General features: G+C 33.5%; 22 protein-coding genes. 13 read left to right on the top strand and 9 right to left on the bottom strand.

All coding sequences use genetic code 11. From position 1 onward, the window contains the following. Positions 1-313: 313 nt before the first annotated feature. Complete coding sequence (locus ACJJV4_RS01265) at positions 314-2,806, bottom strand: ABC transporter permease (protein ID WP_405291627.1); 2,493 nt, start codon at positions 2,804-2,806, stop codon at positions 314-316. A 44-nt stretch (positions 2,807-2,850) separates the two neighbouring features. Continuing rightward, positions 2,851-3,540 (bottom strand): ABC transporter ATP-binding protein, encoded by a 690-nt coding sequence (locus ACJJV4_RS01270; RefSeq protein ID WP_405291304.1) that lies wholly within the window; start codon positions 3,538-3,540, stop codon positions 2,851-2,853. 127 nt (positions 3,541-3,667) lie between these two features. Here ACJJV4_RS01270 and ACJJV4_RS01275 point away from each other — a divergent pair, with 127 nt between their 5' ends. After that, positions 3,668-4,309, top strand: a complete 642-nt coding sequence (locus ACJJV4_RS01275) for an arylesterase (protein ID WP_405291306.1) — start codon at positions 3,668-3,670, stop codon at positions 4,307-4,309. A gap of 70 nt (positions 4,310-4,379) precedes the next feature. Here the strand turns inward: ACJJV4_RS01275 and ACJJV4_RS01280 are convergent, their stop codons facing one another. Beyond that, positions 4,380-4,556, bottom strand: a complete 177-nt coding sequence (locus ACJJV4_RS01280) for an adenylosuccinate synthetase (protein WP_405291308.1) — start codon at positions 4,554-4,556, stop codon at positions 4,380-4,382. Positions 4,557-4,792: 236 nt separating this feature from the next. On the opposite strand from ACJJV4_RS01280, the gene ACJJV4_RS01285 reads away from it, so the two are divergent. Further along, a complete protein-coding gene (locus ACJJV4_RS01285) occupies positions 4,793-5,173 on the top strand; it encodes a Fur family transcriptional regulator (RefSeq protein WP_405291310.1) in 381 nt (126 codons plus the stop codon). Between the two features lie 72 nt (positions 5,174-5,245). On the opposite strand, the gene ACJJV4_RS01290 is transcribed toward ACJJV4_RS01285, so the two are convergent. The 3 genes from ACJJV4_RS01290 to ACJJV4_RS01300 form a co-directional block, all read right to left on the bottom strand. Continuing rightward, complete coding sequence (locus ACJJV4_RS01290; protein ID WP_405291312.1) at positions 5,246-6,391, bottom strand: efflux RND transporter periplasmic adaptor subunit; 1,146 nt, start codon at positions 6,389-6,391, stop codon at positions 5,246-5,248. A gap of 10 nt (positions 6,392-6,401) precedes the next feature. Next, positions 6,402-10,736, bottom strand: a complete 4,335-nt coding sequence (locus ACJJV4_RS01295; protein ID WP_405291314.1) for a CusA/CzcA family heavy metal efflux RND transporter — start codon at positions 10,734-10,736, stop codon at positions 6,402-6,404. Positions 10,737-10,813: 77 nt separating this feature from the next. Continuing rightward, complete coding sequence (locus ACJJV4_RS01300; protein WP_405291316.1) at positions 10,814-11,212, bottom strand: hypothetical protein; 399 nt, start codon at positions 11,210-11,212, stop codon at positions 10,814-10,816. Between the two features lie 264 nt (positions 11,213-11,476). Here ACJJV4_RS01300 and ACJJV4_RS01305 point away from each other — a divergent pair, with 264 nt between their 5' ends. The 8 genes from ACJJV4_RS01305 to ACJJV4_RS01340 all read left to right on the top strand — a co-directional run bounded on the left by ACJJV4_RS01305 (position 11,477) and on the right by ACJJV4_RS01340 (position 18,717). Further along, positions 11,477-12,091, top strand: a complete 615-nt coding sequence (locus ACJJV4_RS01305; protein WP_405291318.1) for a TetR/AcrR family transcriptional regulator — start codon at positions 11,477-11,479, stop codon at positions 12,089-12,091. A 1-nt stretch (position 12,092) separates the two neighbouring features. Then, positions 12,093-13,340, top strand: coding sequence for a TolC family protein (locus ACJJV4_RS01310; RefSeq protein ID WP_405291320.1), 1,248 nt, complete (start codon positions 12,093-12,095; stop codon positions 13,338-13,340). 13 nt (positions 13,341-13,353) lie between these two features. After that, the gene (locus tag ACJJV4_RS01315) at positions 13,354-14,256 is read left to right on the top strand and encodes an HlyD family secretion protein (protein ID WP_405291322.1); all 903 of its coding nucleotides are present in this window, start codon (positions 13,354-13,356) and stop codon (positions 14,254-14,256) included. A gap of 34 nt (positions 14,257-14,290) precedes the next feature. Beyond that, the gene (locus tag ACJJV4_RS01320) at positions 14,291-14,749 is read left to right on the top strand and encodes an OsmC family protein (RefSeq protein WP_405291324.1); all 459 of its coding nucleotides are present in this window, start codon (positions 14,291-14,293) and stop codon (positions 14,747-14,749) included. Between the two features lie 6 nt (positions 14,750-14,755). Then, positions 14,756-15,658 (top strand): ABC transporter ATP-binding protein, encoded by a 903-nt coding sequence (locus ACJJV4_RS01325; RefSeq protein ID WP_405291326.1) that lies wholly within the window; start codon positions 14,756-14,758, stop codon positions 15,656-15,658. Further along, the gene (locus ACJJV4_RS01330) at positions 15,658-16,386 is read left to right on the top strand and encodes an ABC transporter ATP-binding protein (protein WP_405291328.1); all 729 of its coding nucleotides are present in this window, start codon (positions 15,658-15,660) and stop codon (positions 16,384-16,386) included. The genes ACJJV4_RS01325 and ACJJV4_RS01330 overlap by 1 nt, the downstream gene beginning before the upstream one ends. Next, positions 16,383-17,489 (top strand): ABC transporter permease, encoded by a 1,107-nt coding sequence (locus ACJJV4_RS01335; RefSeq protein ID WP_405291330.1) that lies wholly within the window; start codon positions 16,383-16,385, stop codon positions 17,487-17,489. Before ACJJV4_RS01330 ends, ACJJV4_RS01335 begins: the two co-directional genes overlap by 4 nt. Positions 17,490-17,595: 106 nt before the next feature. Beyond that, positions 17,596-18,717, top strand: a complete 1,122-nt coding sequence (locus ACJJV4_RS01340) for an ABC transporter permease (protein WP_405291332.1) — start codon at positions 17,596-17,598, stop codon at positions 18,715-18,717. 178 nt (positions 18,718-18,895) lie between these two features. Here the strand turns inward: ACJJV4_RS01340 and ACJJV4_RS01345 are convergent, their stop codons facing one another. Continuing rightward, on the bottom strand, positions 18,896-19,864 hold the full coding sequence (locus ACJJV4_RS01345; RefSeq protein ID WP_405291334.1) for a phosphotransferase: 969 nt from the start codon (positions 19,862-19,864) through the stop codon (positions 18,896-18,898). Positions 19,865-19,867: 3 nt separating this feature from the next. After that, the gene (locus ACJJV4_RS01350; RefSeq protein WP_405291336.1) at positions 19,868-20,848 is read right to left on the bottom strand and encodes a nucleoside hydrolase; all 981 of its coding nucleotides are present in this window, start codon (positions 20,846-20,848) and stop codon (positions 19,868-19,870) included. Positions 20,849-21,293: 445 nt separating this feature from the next. On the opposite strand from ACJJV4_RS01350, the gene ACJJV4_RS01355 reads away from it, so the two are divergent. From ACJJV4_RS01355 to ACJJV4_RS01365, 3 genes are all read left to right on the top strand, one after another. Then, positions 21,294-22,154, top strand: coding sequence for an outer membrane beta-barrel protein (locus tag ACJJV4_RS01355; RefSeq protein ID WP_405291338.1), 861 nt, complete (start codon positions 21,294-21,296; stop codon positions 22,152-22,154). A 299-nt stretch (positions 22,155-22,453) separates the two neighbouring features. Further along, a complete protein-coding gene (locus ACJJV4_RS01360; RefSeq protein WP_405291340.1) occupies positions 22,454-22,870 on the top strand; it encodes a DUF6789 family protein in 417 nt (138 codons plus the stop codon). A 91-nt stretch (positions 22,871-22,961) separates the two neighbouring features. Further along, positions 22,962-24,707, top strand: coding sequence for a thiamine pyrophosphate-dependent enzyme (locus tag ACJJV4_RS01365; RefSeq protein WP_405291342.1), 1,746 nt, complete (start codon positions 22,962-22,964; stop codon positions 24,705-24,707). Positions 24,708-24,966: 259 nt separating this feature from the next. Here ACJJV4_RS01365 and ACJJV4_RS01370 read toward each other — a convergent pair whose 3' ends face one another. Next, positions 24,967-26,304: an ATP-binding protein gene (locus ACJJV4_RS01370; protein ID WP_405291344.1), complete on the bottom strand. Its 1,338-nt coding sequence runs from the start codon at positions 26,302-26,304 to the stop codon at positions 24,967-24,969. Between the last annotated feature and the right edge of the window lie 85 nt (positions 26,305-26,389).

The following is a 26,389-nucleotide window of genomic DNA, read 5'->3' on the forward strand; positions in this document are numbered from 1 at the left end:
CTCTTGGTAAAGCAATAAACTTAAAATCATCAATTTGCCATAAGTAACCGTCGACACTTTTCAGTCACTCATCACATTTAAAACTCGACTTAGCGAAATGTAAATTTTAAGCTACAATTAAGCATTACTTTTATATCAGATAAGAAATTCCTGTCACTTTTAATGTACAGCAAATTACATTGAAATAACCAAGTTAAAAGTGATTCGTAGCAAAATGGAATACTAAATATAAATTTTGTATTCTACCGCTTCTCTCATGTTGTTGCTTTGTAAAAAGAGCGCAATAATACGGCGGTAGTTTACTTTTTTTAAATTAAACTTCCTTCCTCAGCACCTCCAAAGGTGGACTTCTTAAAACAGATTTTAAGTTACTTAATCCAACCAAAACAACTAAAAACGTAATACCTGGTAGAAAAATTAAAAACGGAATTACCGATGGTACAAACGGTTCTTTAAACAAAAACGTGGCTAATAATTGGCTACCTATGAAAGCCAATAAAATTCCTGTTAAGCTTCCTAAAATACCTAAATAAACATATTCTAGAGCCGTAATTTGTAAAATTTGTTTGCTTTTTGCTCCTAAAGTTCTCAATAACACACTTTCTTTTATACGTTGGTATTTGCTATTTCTAACAGAACCAATAAGTACAATAAAACCAGTTAGAATACTAAAGAAGGCCATAAAATTAATAATCCATGATATTTTATCTAGAATATCTTCAACAATAGTAAACACCTGTCGTAAATCTAAAATAGTAACATTTGGAAACTTCTGAACCAAATCGCTTTGCAAGGCAGCCGAACTTTCTTCATCTGGTACATACGTCGTCATGACATTAAAGGTTGGTGCATTTTCTAAAACACCCGTTGGAAATAAAATATTAAAATTTATTTTCATACTACTCCAATCCACTTTACGAATACTGCCAACTACAGTTTCCTTAAGCACACCCTGAATATTAAAAACAGCAGTATCCCCTATTTTTAAATTAGCATCTTTGGCAATGTTGTCTGTTATTGAGATATAGATGGGGTTTCCGGGTTCCATTTTACCTGTCCATTCACCTTCCAAAATTTCTTCGGTATCTACCAAAGCATCTCTATAAGTTACTCTAAGCTCTCGGTTTAAAATCCATTTACGCATTTTAATGGTGGTGTCTTGGCGAATTTCATTTACCGATTTACCACGAATACTATGCATACGCATTGTAATAATTGGAATATTATTAATCACTTCCAAGCCTTTACTTTTAAAAGTCTCTAAAAGTGCCGTTTCCTGTTCTTTTTGAACATCCATTAAAATGATATTGGCATCATTTTGCTTGTTTTCTATAGTAGTTTTTGCCAATAAAATATCTTTGGTAAAATACAGCGTGCTTATTAAAAATGTACCCAAACCAATCGCTAATACCAATACCATAGTTTGGTTGTTCGGTCGGAATAAGTTTAATAAACTTTGGCGTTTGGTATAACCCCAAGAACTCGGGAAGTATTTTTTAATTAATTTAATAAACATCTGTGCTATCCCGGCCATAATGGCAACTGTAATAAAAATTCCGACTGTAAAAAACAATCCGTTTAAGGCATCTTTTAGCATCCAAAATGCAAACAAAAATATAAAAGTAGCAATGGCGAACATAACTGCAATTCTTGCTTTTTTAGGTTTTTGAAGATTATCTTCCGAGCCTCTTAAAACCTCTAAAGGCGACACATACCATGTACCTAACAAGGGTAATAACGCAAATAAAACAGACATTAAAACACCTAAAGTAATCCCCATAATTATGGGCTGCGCCGAAATAGAAATTTCAACACTAAAAGGTAAAAAGTCTTGTAAAATATAAGGAAATGCATATTGTAATGCGGTGCCTATGGCCGAACCTATTAAACCTCCAATGAGTCCGATGCTAATAATTTGTAGCAGGTAAATTAAAAAAGTTTGTTTTCTAGAAGCGCCTAAACACTTTAAAACAGCAACACTTTTTAGTTTTTCTTTAATATAGATATGTACAGAACTCGCAATACCAATACAACCCAATAAAAGCGCTATAAAAGCGACTAAATTTAAAAACCGACTCACATTATCATAGCGTCTACCTAAGCGTTTACTCGTGCTAATATGTGTGTCAATATCTGCGTTTTGCGCTTCAAGAATGGGCTCTAATGTTTTCTTTAAATTTTCTAAATTGACTTTTGGATCTTTAAAAAAGTATTGATATTCTTTTCTACTTCCTAATTGTAATAATTCAGTTTCATCTAAAAAACGAAACGGAATTAAAACGGTTGGCGCCACAGAAGATGAAATAGCTGTACTACCTGGAATGGCTTTTAATTCACCAATTATAGGCAGCGTTAATTCTCCTATTTTAATAGAATCTCCAGGTGTAATCTTGTATTGCAAAAGTAGTGTAGCATCAACTAATGCGCCTCCTAGGTTCTGGTAAGTAGCACCTGCATCTTTTGGTATGGTTGTGATATTTCCATAAAAGGGAAAAGCACCTTCAATCGCTCTCACTTTTACTAATTTTGTACCGTTATTTTTAGGAAAAGCAGCCATAGACACAAAGTTAACTTCAGATGCATCGGCATCCAAAGAATCTATGATAGCTTGTGTTTTTTCGGTAGGTTTTTGTTTGCTATCAATAACAAAATCGGCACCCATTAAGGCTTTCGATTGTAGCTTTATATTTTGTTTTAAATTATCGCTAAATAACTGAATAGAAACCACCGCAGCAATCCCTAATATTATAGAAGCCATAAAAAGCAACAGTCTAGAAAGACTGGCTTTTCCATCTCTCCAAGCCATTTTTAAAAGCCATTGAAAATTCGGTTTTGAATAGATATTACTCATTAAATCGCGCTTGTTTTTTCGTTTGAAATAATCTTACCGCCTTTCAATCTTAAAATTTGTTGGGTACGGTTTGCCAAATCTAAATCGTGGGTAATAATCACCAAGGTGGTTCCGGCTTCTTTGTTAAGTTCGAAGAGTAACTTAATCACTTTTTCACCGGTTTCTTCGTCTAAATTCCCTGTAGGTTCATCGGCAAATAAAATAGACGGCTTGTTAGAGAAAGCACGAGCCAAAGCCACTCGCTGTTGTTCTCCACCCGATAATTGCGAGGGATAATGATGTAAACGATCTCCCAAACCTACTTTTTCCAATAAAGCAATTCCTGATTTAGAAGCGTTTTTTTCACCTTGCAATTCCAAAGGAACAATCACATTTTCTAATGCCGTTAAAGTGGGTAGTAATTGAAAATTTTGAAAAATAAAACCGACTTCTTTATTGCGTAAAGCGGCGCGTTCATCTTCATTTAAATCATGTAAAGCCGTGCTACATAATTCTATGCTTCCTGAGGTTGGATAATCTAAACCTGCACACAAACCTAAAAGCGTGGTTTTTCCGCTTCCTGAAGGTCCTACAATAGAGAAAACACTCCCCTGTTCTACTTCAAAAGAGATATTGCTAATTACTGTTAATTTTTTAGAACCACTGGTATAAGTTTTCTCTAAATCATTAATCTTTAATATATTTGACATGACGCTTATTTAATGTTTTTACTAAAAAATCCCGATGTTGAAAAATAGACAATTGATAATAAATATCAACAATAGAACTCAAAAGGTTTTCTTAAAATTTTGTTGTTTTTACGTACTACTATTCTTATTGTCTTGTAAACAAGATGGTTCAAAAAAAGCTGCAGATTCAACTGAAACTGCGTCAGAAACTGAAGTTGAAACCGCCAAAAGTACAAGCTCTAAAAAAATAGTGTTTTTTGGAGATAGCTTAACAGCTGGTTATGGTTTGGATGATGTTGATGATGCATTTCCTGGTATTATTCAAGATAAAATAGATGCTTTGGGTTTAGATTATAGCATTGTAAACTCTGGTGTTAGCGGTGAAACCACTTCTGGTGGAAAAAATAGAATTGACTGGGTTTTAAATGAAGAACCTAGCATTTTTATTCTAGAATTGGGCGCTAATGATGGTTTACGTGGTGTGCCTTTAGACCAATCTAAAGCCAACTTACAAACTATTATAGATGCAGTAAAGACCAAATATCCGGAGACTGTTATTTTGTTAGCTGGTATGCAAATTCCACCAAATATGGGACAAAGTTACACTACAGAATTTAAAAATATGTTTCCTGATTTAGCTAAAAAGAACGATTTGTATTTAATCCCTTTTTTATTAGAAGATGTTGGCGGTATTGAAGCATTAAATCAACCGGATGGTATTCATCCTACCAAAAAAGGTCATAAAATATTGGCTAAAAACGTTTGGGGTGTACTAAAACCTATACTTTAAGTTTTACTGTTTAATATGTTAAAAATGTGTTTTTTATATTTTTTGTAATACTGTTTTTATTCATCTAAAATCACTCTTTATTTTTGCGTTTCTTTCTCCAAAGTATGTAAAAGAAAACAGCTAAGATTGGTATAATAATGAACACAATTAACTCAAAAGGATCCGATAAATCTACTGGTTTGTTATCGTCAGGATTTGGTGTTCCCATGGGTAATTGTAAAAGCAATGTACTAAATATGGAGAGCATTATTTCATGAGTTTTAAGGGTTAAATCCAAATTTATGAATTTATAAATAGGTAACCAATGTGAAAGCGAAATACTACGCTATTCATTTAAAGGATTATTCATGAGCCAAAATTGATGATTTAAAAATGAAGCTGTTCCATGAGAATTTTTCTGTAACTATACTTGTTATCAAACTATGCAACTAAGTTGCATTAAATATTTTTGTTTTTACAACACAGTAGTACTACCTTTGCATTATGGGTGTTTTAAGAAAAACAAAATCGGTTGAAATAGTGCTTAAAGAATTTGATAAAAATTCGAGTGCTGTTTCCGTTATAACGTTAGTTGAACGTCTTCGTTCTGAAATGAATAAAACCACGGTTTATCGTATTTTGAATAAGCTTGAAGATGATGGTATTGTACATTCATTTTTAGGAAAAAACGGGCACAAATGGTATGCAAAGTGTCATAACTGTTCGTCAGTGGTTCATAAAGATATCCATCCACATTTTCAATGTTTAACCTGTGGAAAGGTAGATTGTATAGACGTAAATGTTGTTATTCCTGAGATTGCCAATCGTAAGGTAGAAATATCTCAAATATTACTCCAAGGTAAATGTGAATCATGTTATGATTAATTGTTTTTTGATTTTTCTATTTAATAATTTGAATCATTTCTTTTCCCTTCTTTTTTATAATATTTCTATAAATTATTCATCTGCGATAAGATTAAAGGCGCCACTTGTTAATATTTTATCTGTTGTCATAATATTATTCAATGCGGTTAATGCGGTGTTGCCATGATAACTATGGCCTACTTTAACTTCAACTTGATTAAAATAGTAACCTTCCTTGGTGGTTTCGTTTAGTTTTAAGACTAAAAAAGCATCTTCTAAAGTAACAATGGCTGTTTCGGGTAACGCTTCCGCGAAAACGGATTCTGTAATAATGGTAGCTTCTACAAACATACCAGGCAAAAAATTTGCAACAGACTCATCTAATAAATGTCCGTGTACCTTAATTGTTCTATTATCTTCAATAGCTGTACCGATTAAATGAATTTCTGCTTTGTACGTTTCGGTTGAGGCTTCGGGAATTCTAAAATCGATAGGCTGTCCCTTTTTTAGTTTCATAATATCCTTTTCAAAAACTGATAATTCCACGTGAATGTGGCTGTTATCAATAATTTCTAATATTGCAGTTGCAGGCGAAACATAGGTGCCTCGGGTAACATTCACCTTGGTAATGCTTCCAGAAATGGGCGCATAAATAGTGACAACAGAACTGATGGTTCCGGCTTCGACACGTGCTGGCGAAATATTGAGCATTTGCAATTGTTTTCGTAAGCCGTTGTAGTGAGCCATTGCCGTGTTATAGGCACTTTCGGCTTTTAAATAACTTTTTTGAGAAGTAATATTTTCGGCGACCATGGTTTTTTGACGTTCAAACTCAGATTTTAAGTAAGATAACTGACCATTAACTTCCATATAATTTTGCTGAATATTTATAAAATCTGGGTTTTCGATAGTAACAAGTGCCTGACCTTTACGTACGGTATCGCCAATTAACAAAGGCGTAGTTTTAATATATCCGCCCATGGTGGCATTTACGACCGCTCTGTTTTCTGGTGGCACGTCTATCATACCACTCGTTTTTACTGTTACTGGAAAGGATTTTTTTTCTACGCTTGCCAAAGTCATTTTATTGTGTTCAAACTGTGCTTTAGTAACAAAAATTCTTTGATCTGTTGATGTATTATTTTGGGTTTCGGCTGTTTCATTTTTTGTCGTGTTGCCACAGCTGAAAAGTGCAATTATGACACTTAAGATAGCGGTTCTGTATATTATATGTTGCATCTGGATTTATTTATAATGTTAAGTAATTGATATTGATTACAACCGTGTTGTATGCGTTGAGCTTATCGAGATATTCTAGTTTTACCTCGTAAGCACTTTCGAGACTTTGGATGTACTGATAAAAATCTATTTCTCCATTTCGGAAACTTCCATCGGCTGTTTTTAAAATTTCGGTTGATAACGTATCACCTTCTTCTTCGTAATATGTAAGAGCTTTATTTAATTGGATAAACTGCAAATGGAGGGCGTTAAATTTAGCATGAAGCTGAGTTTTATACTCATTAGATTCTTGGTTAGCAATTTGTTCTGCAAAACGAGCGGCTTTTATACGAGATGTTTGACCACCAAATAATAATGGAATTTTTAACCCCAATTGATAGCCGTATAAATTAGTATTGAGCCCTGAATTTGAACCTTGAAAGTAATTTAGGCTGATATCTGGCAAGAGCTGTTGTTTCTCAAAATTGCGTTGTGCTTGGGATAGAGATACTTTATTTTGATAATAACTTAATTCTACACTTTTATTAACCTCTAGAACCTCTAGCGGTAGTTTCAAAACGGAAGATTTAGCTATTACTAGCGTATCTTTAGATTGTACCACTTTTGCCAAATCGCTATAAGTGATATTTGAATGTTGCTTCGCTTCGAGATATTTTAAATGAATTTGCTTTTGCTTTGAAGCCGCAGTAATCTTCTCTAAATAGGTGGTTTCTCCTAATTCAAAGCGTCTAGTTGCAATATTCGAGAAGTTTTGATACAGACTATCTAACGTTTTTAAAACGCGCTGTTTTTCGCTTGCTATTTGGTAATTGTAATAGGCACTCGTTACTTGTCGTTCTATGGCTTTAACCTGAATACCATAACTACTAGCCATGACATTAGCATTGGCTTTATTAAGTTTCTTTTCAGAAAAGTAAACCGTTGGAAAACGAAAATCTTGCTGAACACCAAAAATCTTTAATGGCACATCGTTAGTAGCCAAATTGTTTTCATCGAAATTGTAATACACTTCGGTTTTATCGAAATTAAAGGCACTGTTGATAAGCACGTTAGATTGTTCTAGTTTTAATCGATTTGCATTAAGTCCGGCGTTATTTTTTATAGCCAGCGGTATTAAGGTATCTAAATTTAAAGGCGCTTTCTGTGCCGTTCCATTCATAGAAATTAGAAATAAAACGAGGCTTAAACTAGCTATGGTTTTACCATTATTATTTTTGTTTTTCTTCTTTGGATCATTGAAATAAGCGTATAACACAGGTAAAACGATTAAGGTTAATAGTGTGGCGGTAATTAAACCACCAATAACTACGGTGGCAAGTGGGCGTTGTACTTCGGCACCTGCATTGGTTGAAATAGCCATAGGTAAAAAACCAAGGGCGGCCGCTAGGGCTGTTAAAAGTACAGCACGCAATCTATCTTTTGTGCCTTGTTTTATCAGCTCATTGATATCGCTAAAACCTCCATGTTTTTTAAGTTCTTTAAAATGTTCTATAAGTACAATTCCGTTTAAAACGGCAATACCAAAAAGGGCTATAAATCCAACACCAGCCGAGATACTAAAGGGTAAATCTCGAAGCCATAATAAAAGCACGCCACCAACGGCTGCAAGCGGAATGGCCGAGTAAATAATCAGGGCTTCTTTTACAGATTTAAAGGCAAAGTATAGCAGTACAAATATGAGGATTAGTGCAATAGGTACAGCTACTAGCAGTCTCGCTTTTGCACTTTCTAGATTTTCAAATTGTCCGCCATAGGTTATGCTGTATCCTACAGGTAATTTGATGTTCTCGTTTATTAATTTCTGCACATCGTCTACAACAGATTGTAAATCGCGATTACGCACGTTTATGCCTACTACAATTCTACGGCGTGTATCGTCTCGCGATATTTTTGCAGCACCTTTTTGGTAGGTAATAGTTGCTAATTCACTTAATGGTACCTTTCCGCCATTAGGGATATCTATGTATAGATTTTTTAAATTATCAATATCTTGCCGTTTTTCTTTATCTAACCGAACCACGAGGTCGAAACGCTTTTCGCCTTCAAAAATACTACCTGTGCTTCTACCTGCAAAACTCATAGATACCATATCATTTACATCTTGGATATTGAGACCATAACGGGCAATTTTTATTCTATTGAAATCGATATTCATTTCTGGAAGTCCTGCAATTTTCTCAACAGAAATATCGGCCGCTCCTGGAACATGTTCTATTAAACTGCCTATTTCATTTCCTTTTTTAGCTAGAACGTCAAGATTATCTCCAAAAATTTTAATGGCAATATCTGCGCGAACACCTGTAATGAGTTCATTAAATCGCATTTCTATGGGTTGTGTAAATTCGACTTCCATACCCGGAATTATAGCAAGTGCTTCTTTAAACTTATCGGCTAGTTCGTCTTTAGATTTAGCAGATGTCCATTCGCTTTTAGGTTTTAAAACAATAATAACGTCGCTTTCTTCCATAGACATAGGGTCTGTTGGTACTTCGGCAGCACCTATACGTGTAACTACTTGTTTTACTTCTGTAAAGTTTTTAAGTAATATTTTTTCAATTTCTGTAGTTATTTTTACGGTATTACTTAATGAGGTTCCTGTTTTGAGTACAGGTTGTATTACAAAATCGCCTTCGTCCAATGTTGGTACAAATTCACCGCCCATAGATGTATATAAAAAAATAGATATTGCGAGTAGTGTTCCAGCCATAACAAGTACTAGTTTTTTACTCATTAATGCCCAATGTATCACGGGTTCATATACTTTATGAAGCCATTTTATTAAGCGAACAGATATATTCTTGTTGGATGGTTTAGATGGTTTTAGGAATAAGGATGCGGCTACAGGAACATAGGTAAAACATAATACCATTGCGCCAATTAAGGCAAAACTAAATGTTAATGCCATAGGTTTAAACATTTTGCCCTCCACGCCTGATAGCGATAAAATTGGGATGAATACAATTAAAATAATGAGTTGGCCAAAAACTGCAGAATTCATCATTTTTGATGCACCTGTAAAGGTTATTTTATCTTTAAAAGCTTGTTTTTCCACCTTAGCGAAATTGTTAATCTCATCGGCTTTTAGTGTTATTTGATATGCTATAAACTCCACAATAATAACGGCTCCGTCGATAATAATACCAAAATCTATTGCGCCAAGGCTCATGAGATTGGCATCAACTCCAAAAATGTACATTAAAGACAAGGCAAAAAGTAAACATAAAGGAATCACGGAGGCTACCACCAGCCCGGAGCGCAAGTTTCCTAATAAAAGTACCACAACAAAGATGACAATTAAACAGCCTAATATTAAGTTTTCTGAAACGGTAAAGGTTGTTTTTGCAATTAGTTCGCTACGATCTAGGAAGGCATTGATATATACACCCTCGGGTAGCGATTTTGATATGGATTCTACACGCGCTTTAACGGCTTCAATAACCTTTTTAGAGTTCGCATCTTTTAGCATCATCACTTGGCCAAGCACTTTTTCACCTTCGCCATTTCCGGTTATTGCTCCAAAGCGTGTGGCACTTCCGAAGTCCACTTTAGCAACATCTTTTATGTATATAGGGAAGTTATCGTCATTTTTGATAACGATGTTATTTATATCTTCAAAAGAAGAAATTAAACCTTCGCCACGAATAAAATAAGCTTGGTTTACTTTTTCAATATAACCACCTCCAGAGATGCTGTTGTTTCGTTCTAGCGCCGTAAATATTTCGCTAGCCGTTATATTCATGGCATTTAACTTATCTGTATTAATGGCAACCTCGTATTGTTTTAAAAAACCGCCCCAAGTATTAACTTCTACAACTCCAGGGATACCAGAAAGCTGACGCTTAACAACCCAATCTTGTATGGTTCGTAAATCTTCAGCATTATATTGGTCTTTAAATTCTGGTTTTACATCCAAAATATATTGGTAGATTTCACCTAGACCGGTAGTAATTGGTCCCATTTCTGGCGTGCCGAAACCTTCGGGAATTTTCTCCGAAGCCGATTTGATTTTTTCAGCTATAAGTTGGCGTGGTAAAAAGGTGCCCATATCGTCATCGAAAACAATGGTAACAACAGATAAACCAAATTTGGAGATGGACCGTATTTCTTGAACACCTGGTAAATTTGCCATTTCTAGTTCTACAGGATAGGTAATGAATTGCTCCATATCCTTAGTAGAAAGGTTTCGTGATGTAGTAATAACTTGTACTTGGTTGTTTGTAACATCGGGTACAGCACCAATAGGTATTTGCGATAAAGAATAAAGACCAAACCCCATTATAAAGGCGGTGAATAAAAAAACAATGAGTTTGTTTTTTAAACTAAAATGGATAATATATGATAGCATTTTTATATAAAATAATAAACGTTAACAGCCCTACTACACTGATGTGATATAGGAACTAAATATGATTTATAATTATTTTATAATTGCCTTGGCGGCTGAAACAAGCCTTCTTGATTAAATGAAGATGAAGGTTCTTGGTAGAAGAAATTATGAGTTCTGAACTCTAAAACCTCTGGAGTTTTAAAGTCGTTTTTTGTATGATTTAGGACGAAAGCAGTAATAGAAGCCATGTGCGAGTGATGCTGAAATGGTAGCTGTTCGTGGTCTTCTTTTTCTTCTTCATGTACTTTATTATGCTCGGCTTTAGACTGTCCGTAATGCTTTGCAATGAAGGTGAAGAAATTATCGCCGTATTCCTTGTTATGGAATTGAGCGTGTTCAATAAGCTCATCTATTTGAGTAAAGTCACTAAAACATAGGCCAATACTTTGTATTAGAATAACAAAAGAGAATGATATGGAAAATAGTTTAATCACAAATACAAAGATAGTTAAATAATCGAATTATTAACGAGCTCTTGATTTATACGAGTTAAAAATAGTTGTATGTAATATGATATTTAGTCCGTGTTTTGATGTTTAAGATTGCAATTGTTCGGGTTAACATCTTGTTTCAATCCATTAAAAATCAATTTTTTAACCCTCTACCTATTCCTAAAGCAAATTTTATCACGTTCATGCTGTTCATTAAATAATAATTATTTACTTTTGTTAACCAAATGGTTAAACTATATAGTTAATATGGCAAAAGCAAAAGATAAAAACACCGAAGAATTAATATTAAACGCTGCAAAAAACGTGTTTCAATCTAAAGGAATGGATGGTGCAAGAATGCAAGAAATTGCAGATCATGCAGGTATAAATAAAGCGATGCTTCATTATTATTATAGAAGTAAGCAGCTGTTATTTGAGGCTGTTTTTAAAAATGCTTTTTCCTTATTGGCTCCACAATTAAATGCGGTTTTGAATGATGATTCATCTATAGAGGATAAAGTGAGAAATTTTACGGCTAATTACATTTCATTTATTAGTCAGCATCCTTATTTACCAACTTTTGTTATTCAAGAACTTAATAGAAATCCTGAGTTTATTTTAAATATGAAAGATAGTCAAGGTTTTCCAAATCTAAAAAAGTTTAAAAATCAGGTTAAAAACGAGGTGGACATGGGGCTTATAAAACCAATTAGTGCAGAACAATTATTTATGAATATTATGTCATTAAACGTTTTTCCTTTTGTTGCCAGACCATTACTTATGGCATTTACAAGCACAGATAATGATACCTATCAACAACTTCTAGATAACCGTAAAACAGAGGTTGCCGACTTCATTATCAATGCTATAAAGATCTCTTAACATGAAACATTTTATAGTTATTTTATACATTTTAACATATTATGCTAGTGTAGCGCAAGAACGCATCACTCTCAATGATTGTTATAATTTGGTAGATAAAAATTATCCTTTGGCAAAGCAATCACAGTTATTTAAAGTGCAGAATCAATTGGATGCAAAAGTGGTTTCTAACTCAAAATTACCACAGTTTAGTTTAGATGCGCAGGCAACCTATCAATCTGATGTTATCGAAATTCCGATTCCGAGTTTAAATATTGAAGGTCAAAATAAAGATCAATATCGTGCTACATTTTCTGTTAATCAACTTATTTTTAATGGAGGTGCTACCGATGCTATTTTAAATGTAAAAGCAGCTGAGTTTAAAACGAAACAAAAACAAGTTGAAGTTAATTTATATCAATTGAAACAAAGGGTTAACCAATTGTATTTCTCCGTTTTATTATCGCAAGAAACTCATGTTTTACTAGAAGCTAAACAAACTCACTTATTGTCTAAATTGAATGAAGTGCAAGCGGGTATTAAATACGGTACTGTTTTACCAGCATCGGATCAAGTTCTTCAAGCGGAGTTATTAAAATTGAAACAGCAATTTAGAGAATTAGAAAGTAATAAAACTTTGTTGATAGAAACACTTTCGAGTATTATAGGCCAATCTTTAAGAACCGAAACAAGCTTTGAGAAACCATTAATAGAAACGGCTTTAAATACGAAATTGAACCGGCCAGAACTCGAGCTGTTTCAATTTAAGCAAGAAGAAATAAAAAATAACGAAGTATTAATATCAAAGCAAAATTCACCAAAGCTGCTTGGTTTTGCTACGGGTGGTTATGGTAATCCGGGATTAAATATGCTGGACAATTCGTTTCAGGCGTTTTATATTGTTGGTGTTAAATTAAACTGGAACGTATTCGATTGGAATTCTAATAAAAAACAACGCGAATCTTTAGCGCTTAACAAAGATATTTTGGATACAGAAACCCAAACATTTAAGTTAAAAACAAATATAGAATTGAATGAGCAACAACATGAAATAGATAAAATTGAATACTTTATTATTTCAGATTTAGAAATTATTAATCTTAGAAAAGCCGTGTTACAATCGGCCGATTCACAACTTAAAAATGGTGTAATAACAGCTTCGGCTTATTTAACAGAACTCACAAATTTATACGAAGATGAAAATACGTTGGCTAAGCATAAAATTCAATTGCAACTAGCAAAGGCAAATTACAACATTATAAAAGGATAATAAACATTTCGAAATGAAAAACTATAATGATATACTAGGCATAATGCTATTAGCTACTACCCTATTTTCTTGCGGAAATGATAACGGTAAAGCCGATGGATATGGAAATTTTGAAGCTACAGAAGTTATAATTTCTGCTGAAAATACAGGAAAATTAATGCAGTTTGACCTCAATGAAGGAAACAAGTTAGAAAAAGGACAATGGATTGGTTATATCGATACCATTCCACTCTCATTAAAACGCGATCAATTAATTGTTTCTAAAGCTGTAATTAGTTCAAAGTCTAAAGGTGTATTATCTCAAATAGCGGTACTAAATTCAAGATTAAAAACAGCAAAAACAAATAAAACTCGTGCTGAAAATTTATTAAAAGAAAATGCGGGTACGCTAAAACAACTAGATGATGTTACAGGTGAAATAGATGTGATTAGAAATCAAATTAGAAGTGTAGAAATTCAAAATGCACCAGTTGTTAATGAATTGAAATCGATTGATATTCAGCTGAAACAAATAGATGACCAAATTCTAAAAAGTAAAATTCTAAATCCGATAAATGGAACGGTTTTAACCAAATATGCCGAACCCAATGAGATTACCGCTTTTGGAAAACCGCTATACAAAATAGCTAATTTAAATACCATGGAATTACGCGTATATGTTAGTGAAACGCAGCTCGATAATTTAAGGATTGGTCAAGAAGTTACTATAAAAATAGATGATGCAGAAGTCATGAAGTCTTACAAAGGAACCATGAGTTGGATAGCTGATGAAGCAGAATTTACACCAAAAATTATTCAAACCAAAGAAGAACGTGTGGCTTTAGTATACGCTGTAAAAATTAAAGTTAATAATGATGGTGGCTTAAAAATTGGAATGCCTGCAGAGCTGTGGATCAATAACGAAAATAACAATTGAGATAATAGAATATTAATTATTTAAATAGAATAAAATGGATAAACATAATTATAACGTCAATTTAAATTGGACAGAAGGTCGAAAAGGACAAATATGCTCTCCAGAACTAAAAAATAACGAATCAAACAAAGTAAATTGTATAGAAGTTGCAACACCACCAGAATTCCCTGGAGGCGTTCCAAATATTTGGTCTCCAGAACATTTGTTTACAGCAGCCATTAGTAGCTGTTTAATGACCACTTTTTTGGCAATTGCAGAGTTTTCAAAACTTGATTTTGTAAGTTTTAAATGTGAAGCAAAGGGTGTTTTAGAAAAAATAGAAGGCAAATTTGTAATGAGTGAAGTTTTATTATTTCCAGAAGTTGTAATTACAGATGAATCAAAACGTGACCGCACAGAGCGTGTTGTGGAAAAAGCTGAAAAAGCCTGTTTAATTTCTAATTCTGTTAATTCAAAAATTACAATGAAGATTACAATAATTATTCAAAAATAATTCAAAGTGAGTATCACTGTTTCCAACATATCGAAAGCGTATAAGGGCATTAAAGCTTTAGAAAATATTTCTTTTGAGGTAAAATCAGGCGAAATTTTTGGGCTTATTGGCCCCGATGGTGCGGGTAAAACAACCTTATTTAGAATTTTAACCACGCTCCTATTTCCTGAACAAGGTGTAGCAAGTGTTGCTGGATATGATGTGATAACAGATTATAAAAAGATAAGACATAGTGTTGGTTACATGCCTGGCAAGTTTTCTTTATATCAAGATTTAACCATCGAAGAAAATTTAAACTTCTTTGCTACTATTTTCGGCACTACTATGGAAGCCAATTACGATTTGATAAAAGAAATTTATGTACAAATCGAACCTTTTAAAAAGCGTCGTGCTGGAAAACTTTCTGGTGGAATGAAACAAAAATTAGCGTTATGTTGTGCGCTCATCCATAAGCCAAAAGTGTTGTTTTTGGATGAACCCACCACTGGTGTAGATCCCGTTTCAAGAAAAGAATTCTGGGAAATGCTTAAACGTTTACAGCAAAAAGGTATTACCATTTTAGTGTCTACGCCTTACATGGATGAGGCTGAACTTTGTGATAGAATTGCACTTATTCAAGATGGTAAAATTTTACAAATCGATACACCTCAAGCCATTGTAAAGCACTATCCCAAACCAATTTTTAATGTGGGCGCAAATAATATGTATCAATTAATAGAGAGTTTAAATGCTTATAAATTTAGGCATAGTGTATATCCTTTCGGTGAGTTTGTACATTACACAGATAGTAGAACCGACTTTAATCCTGAAGATTTAAAAGCATATTTAGAATCTAAAAATCTAACTAACCTTTACATAAAAAAAACAGTAGCCACTATTGAAGATACCTTTATGGAATTAGCAAAATAATGAGTAATAACAAAGTAATACAAGTAGAAGGATTAACTAAAACGTTTGGCGATTTTACAGCTGTAAACACCATTACTTTTGAGGTTGAAAAAGGTGAGATATTCGGTTTTTTAGGTGCTAATGGCGCAGGAAAAACTACAGCCATGAAAATGCTTATAGGTATTTCTAAGCCAACATCTGGTAAAGCCAACGTTGCTGGTTTTGATGTTTTTACACAAGCAGAAAACATCAAAAAAAACATTGGTTACATGAGCCAGAAATTTGCTTTGTATGATGATTTAACGGTTAAGGAAAACATTACCTTCTTTGGCGGTATTTATGGATTGTCTAGAAAGCAAATTAAAGAAAAATCGAATGCGCTAATTATAGAATTAGGACTAGAAGATGTCGCTAACAAACTAGTTGGAGCATTACCATTGGGATGGAAGCAAAAACTATCGTTTTCGGTATCATTAATTCACAATCCAAAAATTGTGTTTTTAGATGAGCCAACGGGTGGTGTTGACCCTATTACAAGACGCCAATTTTGGGAACTTATTTACAAAGCTTCCCATAACGGCACTACAGTTTTTGTTACCACTCATTACATGGACGAAGCTGAATATTGTGATAGAGTATCTATTATGGTAAACGGAAAAATAGAAGCTTTAGATACGCCAAAGAAATTAAAAGCGCTATTTAATGTTTCTAATATGAACGATGTGTTTTTAAAACTGGCAAGAGGATGAAACGGTTTGTAGGTTTTATAAAAAAAGAATTCTATCATATCTTTAGAGATAAACGTTCGTTGTTTATTCTTTTTGGAATGCCTATTGCCCAAATTATGCTATTTGGTTTCGCTATAACTAATGAAATCAATAATGTAGATATTGCCATTCTAGATCATTCAAAAGATGCCACAACAGAGGAAATTATAAATAAAATAGCGGCATCTAAATATTTTAGTATAAAACAAATTATTGAAAAAGAATCTGATATTGAAACCATTTTTAAAAAAGGAAAAGTAAAAGCGGTTTTAAACTTCGAAAAAGATTTTAGTAGAAATCTAATTAAAGAGCGGCAAGCAACTATTCAAATTATTACAGATGCTACAGACCCCAATACGGCAAATACTATTAGTAATTTTGTGAATGCTATTCTTCAAAAATATCAAAAAGATTTAAATAAGGATATTGAAATAGCATATCAAATTGTACCCGAATCACGTATGGTTTATAATCCGGAATTAAAGAGCGTCTATATGTTTGTACCCGGTGTAATGACTATTATTTTAATGTTAGTTTCTGCCATGATGACGTCTATTTCCATAACAAGAGAAAAGGAATTAGGAACCATGGAAATTTTGTTGGTATCGCCAATAAAACCCATTCAGGTTATTGTAGGGAAAGTGTTTCCGTATATTTTTTTATCTATAATTAATGCCATAGTAATAGTTTTATTAAGTGTTTTTGTTTTTAACATGCCAATTCAAGGTAGCTTATTTTTATTAGCTACGGAGAGCATTTTATTCATTATTACGGCACTAGCTTTGGGTATTTTAATCTCAACAATTTCAGCAACACAGCAAACAGCCATGATGATTTCTTTAATGGGACTTATGCTGCCAGTAATTTTATTATCAGGTTTTATTTTTCCTATTTCAAGTATGCCTTTACCCCTTCAAATTATTAGTAACATTGTTCCCGCTAAGTGGTTTATTATTATTATTAAAGGCATTATGCTAAAAGGTGTCGGGCTTCAGTTTATATGGAAAGAAACCCTTATTTTATGCGGTATGACGGTATTTTTTATTGTATTGAGTGTAAAGAAATATAAAATTAGATTGGAGTAAAATAGTTTTCAGTTCATTTTACACATTCAGAAAATATTTGTGTATGTGTTGCTAAAAAACTTAAAGTTATAACTAAAAAGAGATTCTTGCTTTCGCAGGACGTTATATGAAAACAATATTATACATTATACAAAAAGAGTTTAAGCAAATCTTTAGGAATAAAGGCATGCTTCCTATCATTTTTGTATTACCATTAGTCCAATTAATTATTCTTTCTAATGCGGCAACATTTGAGGTTCAGCATATTAAATTCGGTTATATTGATAACGATCGCACATCAACATCACGAGCACTAATAGAGCGCTTTAATGCGTCGACATATTTTGATGTATTAACTCATTTTTCTTCTGAAAACATTGCAAGCTCCGAAATGCTTAAAGGAAACGTAGATGTTGTTTTAGAAATTCCCACCCATTTTGAACGCGATTTACAAAAAGAAAAACACAGCGCCTTAGGTGTTACTATTAATGCCATTGATGGTGCAGCTGCTGGAGTTGAAAATGTGTATGTTACTCAAATAATACAACGTTTTAATCAAGAGATAAAAGTAGATTTATCACAAGTATTCAATCAACAAGTTCGGCCAATAAGTATTGAAACTATACCTTTGTTTTGGTATAACGAAACGTTAAATTATAAAACCTTTATGGTTCCGGGTATATTGGTTTTACTTGTAACCATGATTACTTTATTTCTATCAGGAATGAATATTGTTAGAGAAAAAGAAATTGGTACTTTAGAACAAATTAATGTAACTCCCATTAAAAAAAGTCAGTTTATCATCGGTAAGCTTTTTCCTTTTTGGGTGATAGGCATGGGTTTATTAACCGTTGGCTTAACCATAGCTAAACTTATTTTTAATGTGCCAATGTTAGGAAGCTTACCCCTAATGTATTTGTACACCTCGGTTTATATTTTAGTTATTTTAGGAATAGGTTTATTTATTTCTAATTTTACAGACACGCAGCAACAAGCTATGTTTATTGCTTGGTTTTTTACGGTTATTTTTATTTTAATGAGTGGCTTATTTACGCCTATTGAAAGTATGCCAAAATGGGCTCAAATTGTTACAGAGTTCAACCCGATAAAATATTTTGTAGAAGTCATGCGCATGGTGATGTTAAAAGGCTCTGGATTTACGGATATTTTGCCACAACTATCAAAAACAATACTTTATGCTTTTATAATGAATGGTTTAGCGGTTTGGAGCTATAAAAAAACAAATTAATGCTATTGTTTATTTTAATGGGGAAACATAAGGCAAACAATTCTTGAGAGCGCGATTATTTTTTATGTTTGTCATAAATTGAATATACTGTAAAAGGACTAAAGTTTTTTCAAATACGCGATTCTCAGCGAACCTTAAAAATTGATGTTTTTATTAAAAAAATAAAACCTAGGAATCTTTATTTCAAAATAAGTGTTCGTGCCATTTTTAAAAGTAACTTTTTTTCTTCAATCGATCTTTTTAAAGGCAATTGAGCTAAACCAATTAATCTGCGCATAATTTCTATTCCGGCAACTTTGGCAAGCAAATTACCGTTCAAGAATTTTGGATATCTATTTTTTATGGTTTCTAAACAATCGATGTTCATGGTGATTATAATAGTATGTGCGGCCATAACGCCAATATCAAATTCGGCAAAACCCATAAAACTGAATTCTGGATCTATTACATACGTATGCTTTTCCTTCGTCATCCAACTTCCAGGATAATAATCGCCGTGTAAAAGTGTATCACCTTTAGATAAGTATTGCTCGCCAACTTTTGCAATCTCTGTTTTTAATGGGGTATCATTTCTGTAAATTAAAGCCAGTTCCTGAAGTCCGTTTTGAATGGTATCTAAATGAAAATCGCTATCCTTTAAAAAAGGCAAAACAAAAATGTGTTGATGGTTAAGTAAGCGCAAGTCCATATTTTCAGGATATGCTGTAGGTTTAGATTTATGAATTTCCACAGCAATATCTATAAGTTCATGCAATTGAGAGCTGTCCAAAGTTTTATCATCATAGAGATACGACATATCTTTGCAATCGCCTAAATCTTCCAAAATAAGCAAATAATTATCTGCATTATAAGCTAATATTTTAGGAATATGTGGCGCAATAACCTTATTAGTAACCGCTTTATAAAACTGAAATTCCACATCGATACGCTCAATAGGTGCCGTAATATCTTGATATTTTTGAACAAACGGACGCGATTGTTTTACAATAAAAGACCGCGTATTGGTACGGATTCTAAGCACTACATTCATGTTGCCCTCACCCGGTTTTTCTATAGAAAGAATGCGTTCTTGGTTTAGGTCTAAAAACTCCAAGGTATTTAAACACATTTCAAAATCTAAAATGGAACTATTAACATCTAAATACATAGGTTACTTTATATTTAAGCTTTGCCAGAAATCCTCTTTCATAAGGTCTACCTCTATTTTTGTATGGATGTTTATTAAGCGAGGCGTATTTTCTGGAGGCGTTAAAAAGGTCTCAATCTTCGATAATTCAGGATGTGCGAGTGCTTCTATAATAGCAACATCCCACATAATCCAGCTTTTCTTTTCCGGGTCGTCTTTGGTCCACCAACGCTCGTAAGTGTCCCAACGGTTTATTAAATAATCGGCAATACCGCCTTTGTTTTTTAATTGCTCATCTACTTCTGTTTTAGAAAACACCAAGTGTTGGCTGGTTGTTGCCGTCATGATGCTTAAATCTAGACCTTTGGTATTTAGTAGAATATCCACCGCTTTTGGGTCGTTGCCTGTATTGAATTCCTTTTTATTATACGTGTTGGTTTCCACGGTATGCCAAAAACCAAGATAGTGAACTTTTAGTTTTTCTATAATCGATGGATCTTCTAAAATAGCACTCGCCACATTGGTGCTCGATCCTAAAATAACGACGTTCAACTTTTCGCCAGCGGGTAATTTATGCGCCATTTTAACAATGAAGTTTGATGCTGGTGAACTCGCTGGTTCTGTAATTTTGGTTATCGGTACATTGCTTCCTAGTGGTAGCGGAATGCTGTAATTCCCCATTAAACTCAGTATCTTTTCGTTAATATCTTGGCTTTCTTGTACGGTATTTTCGGTTGCTAATGGCGATGTATGAAACTGTGCCGAAGTAATCCCCAAAACATTAAAACTCGGTTCTTTAATGGCTCTAACAATAGCATAAAGATCGTCTACTTCATTGGCGGTATCGGCATCTATAATGATGGGTAAACGCGTGTCTTTTATCTGTGCGCCTGCTGTAAACTGAGTAAAAACGGAAACTAGAAGTATTAATTGAAACAAAGAAACGTAAATCCCTTTATTGAAACTTACGCTCTCAAATATATTAAGTTTATTATGTTCTTGCATGTAGGCTTTCTATAATTGCTGAAATAATTTGTGTTTATATAATTACAAACTATACGATTGATGCTGCCTTTAGTCGTAGAAAGTGATGAAACATTACTTGGTTGGGGGGATTGGAATTGTATTGGGTAAACAACGACTTCTTAAACTGATATTTACATTATTGATAATAATAAAGTAATTATAATTTAGTCTAGGGTTCTTTAATTAAAACTGATATATCACTAAATGGTATGGCCTAATTATATTGCAATTTGTAGAAATTATTTTACGGAAACCCTTAATCGGATAATCATTACGTAAATATTTTCTAAAACTAATAAACCCCAGCAATTCTCAACTATTTTAAACCAAAAAAAGTATATTTGCCGGCGATTGAAATTAAAGGCAAAAACGTCTGATTTTTCAGTCTTTTTTTATTAAATTAATATTTAAAAATAAGAAGGTCATGAAACATAAAATTTTAGCACTTACAGCTGTCGTAATTAGCGGTTTGGCTTATGCCCAAGTTCAGGTTTCGGTAAGTACAGGTTACGCGTTTGCTAGTGCAGGAATGAAATTAGGAGAAACGGTAAACGTTTCGGAAACAGGAAACTCTTACGGGAGTTATGGCGAAGGTGCCAATGTGCAGGTAAGAGGAACTTACTTTTTTAACGAGTCTTTTGGTGTCGATTTAAGCTTTGGGTATCTACAAGGTACAGACCAAACGGTATCGGAGGTTAATACGCCTAATACCGATATAAATGCAGTGGCAAGAGCGCGTGCTTTTGGAGCATCGACATCTGTGGTGTATAAATTTACAAATAACATTTATGGTCGTTTTGGAGCTCTTTTAAAAGTAGGTGGAAAAACGGAGGCTGTGGTGTATAGAAAAGCGGTGTTTTCGGAAGCTGAAGCCGATGCTTTTGGTGTGCCAGAGGGATCGTATTCTGAAACGAATTATATCGAGGATTTTCACGGGCATTTTCCATTAGGTTTTGTTGGTGCGTTGGGTTATAAATTCGATTTAGATTCTAATTTTAGCTTGTTTGTAGAAGCCGAATATTACGGTATTAGTTTAAAGCGTAAAGACTCGGAACTTGCTGAGTTTAATACCAATATTGTTTTGCCTGATGGTACGGTAGCTGTAGAAGGCTTTTACTCGATGGATAATTTGCCAGATGGAACGGTTAAGAAAACAACTTATGTCGATAATTTATCGAATACGAACACCGATGCTTCTAAAAAGCTATCTCAAAAAGTGCCATATTCTTCCTTTGGAGTTAACTTCGGTATTACGTATAAGTTTAAAAAACGTGCCGAAAAATAATAGTCAGCACCTTTAAAACATCATAAAAAAACCTTGTTCTTAAGTTAGAACAAGGTTTTTTTTATGAGCATACTTTTAAGAATGTCCATACTTCATTCTTTTTAAATGGGGCAATAATGAAATGGTACGAGGTAATCTACATCTCGTACTTCGGCTACCTTGCGCCTTGTAAACAATGCTTTAATATTATAATCTGTTTGTTACCGGCTTTAGCTTCACCCAAAACTTACACTTCTCAATTATAGATTTATTAAAAACGCATTGAATAAAAAACATAAATTTTTAAAATAAGAACTACAATGAATCCAAATATTTCAAAATCAATATTCGCAGGAATTTTAGCAACCGTTGCCATGACCATTATTATGCTTATGGCTCCAAATATAGGGATGCCTGAAATGGCGCCTTGGAAACTATTATCGGGCGCCATGGGTGTTTCTATAATAGTGGGCTGGGTTTTACACTTTGTAATGGGAATTCTATTTGCTTTGGGCTATAGCTATGTTTTTGCACCCCATATTAATATACAAAATTCTTGGCTTAAAGGTGTTCTTTTTGGTATTGCAGCCGTTGTTATTGCCCAAATTGGTATGAAAATATTGGGTATGATTTTCGAAATGCCACCCATGGATGGCACGATGCCCATGCGATTAATAGCCATGCTAGTTGGGCATATTGTGTTTGGTTTGGTAACCGTAAAAACAATTGAAAAATAATAGCTTGGTTGCGTTATTTAATAAAATCAAGTTTGCGAATACCACAGTGGTATTTGTAAAAACAAAAATATAAACTTAAAAACATTAAATTATGTCTAAAAATGTATCAGAACAATTACTTGATATTTTATTAAGTGTTGGCGTAAAAAAAGTATATGGAGTTACTGGCGATGCCCTTAACTTTTTTGTAAAAGCAATAGAACAGAGCGATGGCGTAGATTGGATAGGAATGAAACATGAAGGTAATGCTTCTTTTGCTGCTTTTGGTGATAGCCAAACAACGGGAAACCTGGCTGTTTGTGCTGGAACTGTTGGTCCTGGAGCGCTGCACTTAATTAATGGACTGTATAATGCTAAAAAAGAACGTACGCCCGTTATTGCGATTACCGGACAAATAAATCAAAAACAACAGGGGACGAGCTTTTTTCAAGAAGTAGATTTAAAAAAGGTTTTTGATGATGTTTGCGATTATCAGGCTATTATTGAAACGCCCGAGCAGGCGCCTATGGTAATACAACGGGCTATTAAAATTGCTATAGCCAATAATGCAGTTTGTAGAATTGAATTAGCGGCTAATGTTGCTGAAATGAAAGCTGAAAATAAGCAATTTATACACCCAATTTTAAAATATAAATCGAATTTAGTTCCCGACGAAGCTGTTATTCTAGAAGCGGCACATTTGCTAAACAATGCCAAAACTGTTGGTATTTTGGCTGGTGATGGTTGCCGTGAAAGTCGCGAGGCTGTTATTGCTTTATCGAAAAAACTAAACGCACCTATTACACATAGTTTGCGTGCCAGTGACGTGTTTGATCATGATACCGAAAATGTGGTGGGACTTACAGGTTTAATTGGTAATCCATCGGGTTATAATGCTGTTATGAAGTGTGATTTATTGTTGATGTTGGGGACAGATTTCCCTTATATCGATTTTCTTCCGCATGATACAAAAACTATTCAAGTCGATATCAGACAAGAAAATATAGGAAATAGAACGGCTGTTACTTTGGGTGTTTGGAGTGATACGTCTTCATTTTTAGAGATGATTAATCCGAAAATCAATCAAAAGGAAGATTCTCGTTTTATGGATAAGCTAAAAGATAGTTTTAATAATTGGAGACAGAATATGAAAGATCAGGCCTCGCCTACTCGTGAAAACGAACCTTTACATCCACAAATATTTGCAGATTTAGTAAATGAACATGCTTCTAGAGACGCTATTTTTACTGTAGAAACTGGAACTTCTGCTATTTGGGCAGCACATCATATTTCGTTTAATAAACAGAGACGTTTAATTGGTTCTTTTAATCATGGTTCTATGGCAGTTGGTTTACCGTCGGCTATTGGAGCACAAATGGCGAATCCTGATAAAGAAATTTGGTGTTTAAGTGGTGATGGCGCTTTTAATATGGCAATGCAAGATTTTATAACTGCTGTTAGATATGAACTCCCTATAAAAGTATTAATTTTTAATAATTCCGAACTTAGTTTTGTTAAATTAGAGATGGAACAGGTTGGACTTGCTGCTAGTTTAGACGCTTTGCATGAAACCAATATGAACTTTGCTGAATATGCCAGACTTTGCGGTGGCGATGGTGTGCGCGTAGAACATGCTGAAGATATTGATGCGGCTATAATTCAGGCTAAACAAAGTAAAAAGCCTTTTATTATTGATGCCGTAGTTAGCAGTGGCGCGTTGTCTTTACCTCCACATATTGGTGTGAAAGAGGCTATTGGTTTTGGCACATCTAAATTAAAAGAAGTTGGACAAGTAATTACAGGAGATAAAGACCAGTGGCACAACTTGAAAAAGGAATTACAGTCTTATTTTGATTAAATAAAATAACACGTAAATAAAAAGCACCATATTTTTAAGAAATATGGTGCTTTTTTAGTTTATAATTGAATTATGACGTTTAACTGAACGTTTTTAAAAGTTTCACCCCTCTTCCATTCATTTTATCCATATCTGTTTTTGCTCTAAAAATCCACATAAAGAATGAATTTATTAATCCAGATTTGAGATTAACTCTATTTCATATCCGAATTAAAATTTTCTGACCTAAAAATATTTTCTAAAAAATGTGGTTGATTCATTATGCTTGCTCACTTTGAATATTTTTTGGTAATGTAAAGAAAAACGTAGTACCTACACCCTCTTCACTTTCTACCCAAATGTCTCCTTGGTAATGTGTAATAATTTTTTTCACAATAGAAAGACCAATTCCTGAAGATGCGCCGCTACTATCTAGTTTGGTGAATACTTTAAAAATTTTATCGAAATAATCAGAATTAATTCCCATACCATTGTCTTTTACAAAAAACTCAAAGTGTTCTGGTTTTTCTGTAAAACCAACGTCAATAATGCCATTTTCTTTATCACAATATTTAATAGCATTTTGAATTAAGTTTTGAAAAACTTGCTTAAATCGCCATGTATTTCCATACAAAGTTGGAAGATTTTCTTGAATGGTAATCTCTGTATCACTAGGCGTTAAAATAGTTTGAAGAATATCGTCGACCATTTCATTAAAATCGACAATTTTGTCTTCAGATTCTAATCTATCGACCGTTGAGTAGTCTAGAATTCCTTTTATCAAAAAATCCATTTTTTCTACATTAAATAATGCTTGATCTAAAGGTTTAAAATCTTCTTTAGATATTACATCTTTATGGTCGTGCATAAACCAACCCACCAAAGTATGAATGTTTATTAATGGGGCTTTTAAATCGTGTGAAACTACATGAGCATACTCATTTAATTCCACATTTTGTTGTGATAAATGTTTTAGTAGTTCTTCTTTTTTCTTTTCTTGTTCTTTTATTTGTTCTTCATTTTCTTTTCGCTGTATAACATTTACAAGCATGTTGGCAAAAACAAAAAGAATTTCTTTTTCCTTATCGTTGTATTTATTTATCTTTTTAACCGAGTCAAAACCTATAAAGCCAATTAATTCGTTGTTCTTAATTTTAGGAATTGTTATTAAACTTTTTATGCCCTGTGGTTCTAAAATGGCTTTTAAGCCGTACTCACCGTCGTCGGGTAATAAACTAACATCTTCAATAAAAAAAGCATCACCATTTTTGTGTGCTTCTAGCCATTGTGTAATGTATTCTGTTGGCACATCTTGGAGATTGTCTATTTCTGGGTCTATGCCTTCTGCGCACCATTCGTAGGTATTAGAGGCCGTTTGATTTATTAAATCATAAGAAAAGATATAACTTCTATCCGATTCTACAAATTCACCAATTTGTTTGAGTGATTTTCTAACAAGCTGGTCAATATCGGATAAATCGGAATTGATGTATGTAGTAGAAATATGTATCAATAAGTCTTGAAAACGCAATTGACGTTCAATAATTTTATCCTTTTCTTCCTGATTAAAATTAGTAATTGAAATTGCTTTTGGAGGGTTTTGTTGTTCTGATTTCATTCGGCTTATTAACAATTAATATAAAACATAGTTTATAATAGTTTGTCTAATATAATATATCCATTCTTCTTATTAAAATATATGT

This window comes from Algibacter sp. Ld11 (assembly GCF_045066735.1).
Lineage (GTDB): Bacteria > Bacteroidota > Bacteroidia > Flavobacteriales > Flavobacteriaceae > Algibacter.

What these genes read in the sequence shown, in the direction of transcription:
- ACJJV4_RS01305 (WP_405291318.1), top strand. Translation starts at nt 11,477, where the DNA reads ATGGCAAAAGCAAAAGATAAAAACACCGAAGAATTAATATTAAACGCT.
- ACJJV4_RS01310 (WP_405291320.1), top strand. Translation starts at nt 12,093, where the DNA reads ATGAAACATTTTATAGTTATTTTATACATTTTAACATATTATGCTAGT.
- ACJJV4_RS01315 (WP_405291322.1), top strand. Translation starts at nt 13,354, where the DNA reads ATGAAAAACTATAATGATATACTAGGCATAATGCTATTAGCTACTACC.
- ACJJV4_RS01360 (WP_405291340.1), top strand. Translation starts at nt 22,454, where the DNA reads ATGAATCCAAATATTTCAAAATCAATATTCGCAGGAATTTTAGCAACC.
- ACJJV4_RS01345 (WP_405291334.1), bottom strand. Translation starts at nt 19,864, where the DNA reads ATGTATTTAGATGTTAATAGTTCCATTTTAGATTTTGAAATGTGTTTA.
- ACJJV4_RS01355 (WP_405291338.1), top strand. Translation starts at nt 21,294, where the DNA reads ATGAAACATAAAATTTTAGCACTTACAGCTGTCGTAATTAGCGGTTTG.
- ACJJV4_RS01335 (WP_405291330.1), top strand. Translation starts at nt 16,383, where the DNA reads ATGAAACGGTTTGTAGGTTTTATAAAAAAAGAATTCTATCATATCTTT.
- ACJJV4_RS01350 (WP_405291336.1), bottom strand. Translation starts at nt 20,848, where the DNA reads ATGCAAGAACATAATAAACTTAATATATTTGAGAGCGTAAGTTTCAAT.
- ACJJV4_RS01295 (WP_405291314.1), bottom strand. Translation starts at nt 10,736, where the DNA reads ATGCTATCATATATTATCCATTTTAGTTTAAAAAACAAACTCATTGTT.
- ACJJV4_RS01280 (WP_405291308.1), bottom strand. Translation starts at nt 4,556, where the DNA reads ATGCTCTCCATATTTAGTACATTGCTTTTACAATTACCCATGGGAACA.
- ACJJV4_RS01270 (WP_405291304.1), bottom strand. Translation starts at nt 3,540, where the DNA reads ATGTCAAATATATTAAAGATTAATGATTTAGAGAAAACTTATACCAGT.
- ACJJV4_RS01365 (WP_405291342.1), top strand. Translation starts at nt 22,962, where the DNA reads ATGTCTAAAAATGTATCAGAACAATTACTTGATATTTTATTAAGTGTT.
- ACJJV4_RS01330 (WP_405291328.1), top strand. Translation starts at nt 15,658, where the DNA reads ATGAGTAATAACAAAGTAATACAAGTAGAAGGATTAACTAAAACGTTT.
- ACJJV4_RS01265 (WP_405291627.1), bottom strand. Translation starts at nt 2,806, where the DNA reads ATGGCTTGGAGAGATGGAAAAGCCAGTCTTTCTAGACTGTTGCTTTTT.
- ACJJV4_RS01370 (WP_405291344.1), bottom strand. Translation starts at nt 26,304, where the DNA reads ATGAAATCAGAACAACAAAACCCTCCAAAAGCAATTTCAATTACTAAT.
- ACJJV4_RS01340 (WP_405291332.1), top strand. Translation starts at nt 17,596, where the DNA reads ATGAAAACAATATTATACATTATACAAAAAGAGTTTAAGCAAATCTTT.
- ACJJV4_RS01320 (WP_405291324.1), top strand. Translation starts at nt 14,291, where the DNA reads ATGGATAAACATAATTATAACGTCAATTTAAATTGGACAGAAGGTCGA.
- ACJJV4_RS01290 (WP_405291312.1), bottom strand. Translation starts at nt 6,391, where the DNA reads ATGCAACATATAATATACAGAACCGCTATCTTAAGTGTCATAATTGCA.
- ACJJV4_RS01285 (WP_405291310.1), top strand. Translation starts at nt 4,793, where the DNA reads ATGGGTGTTTTAAGAAAAACAAAATCGGTTGAAATAGTGCTTAAAGAA.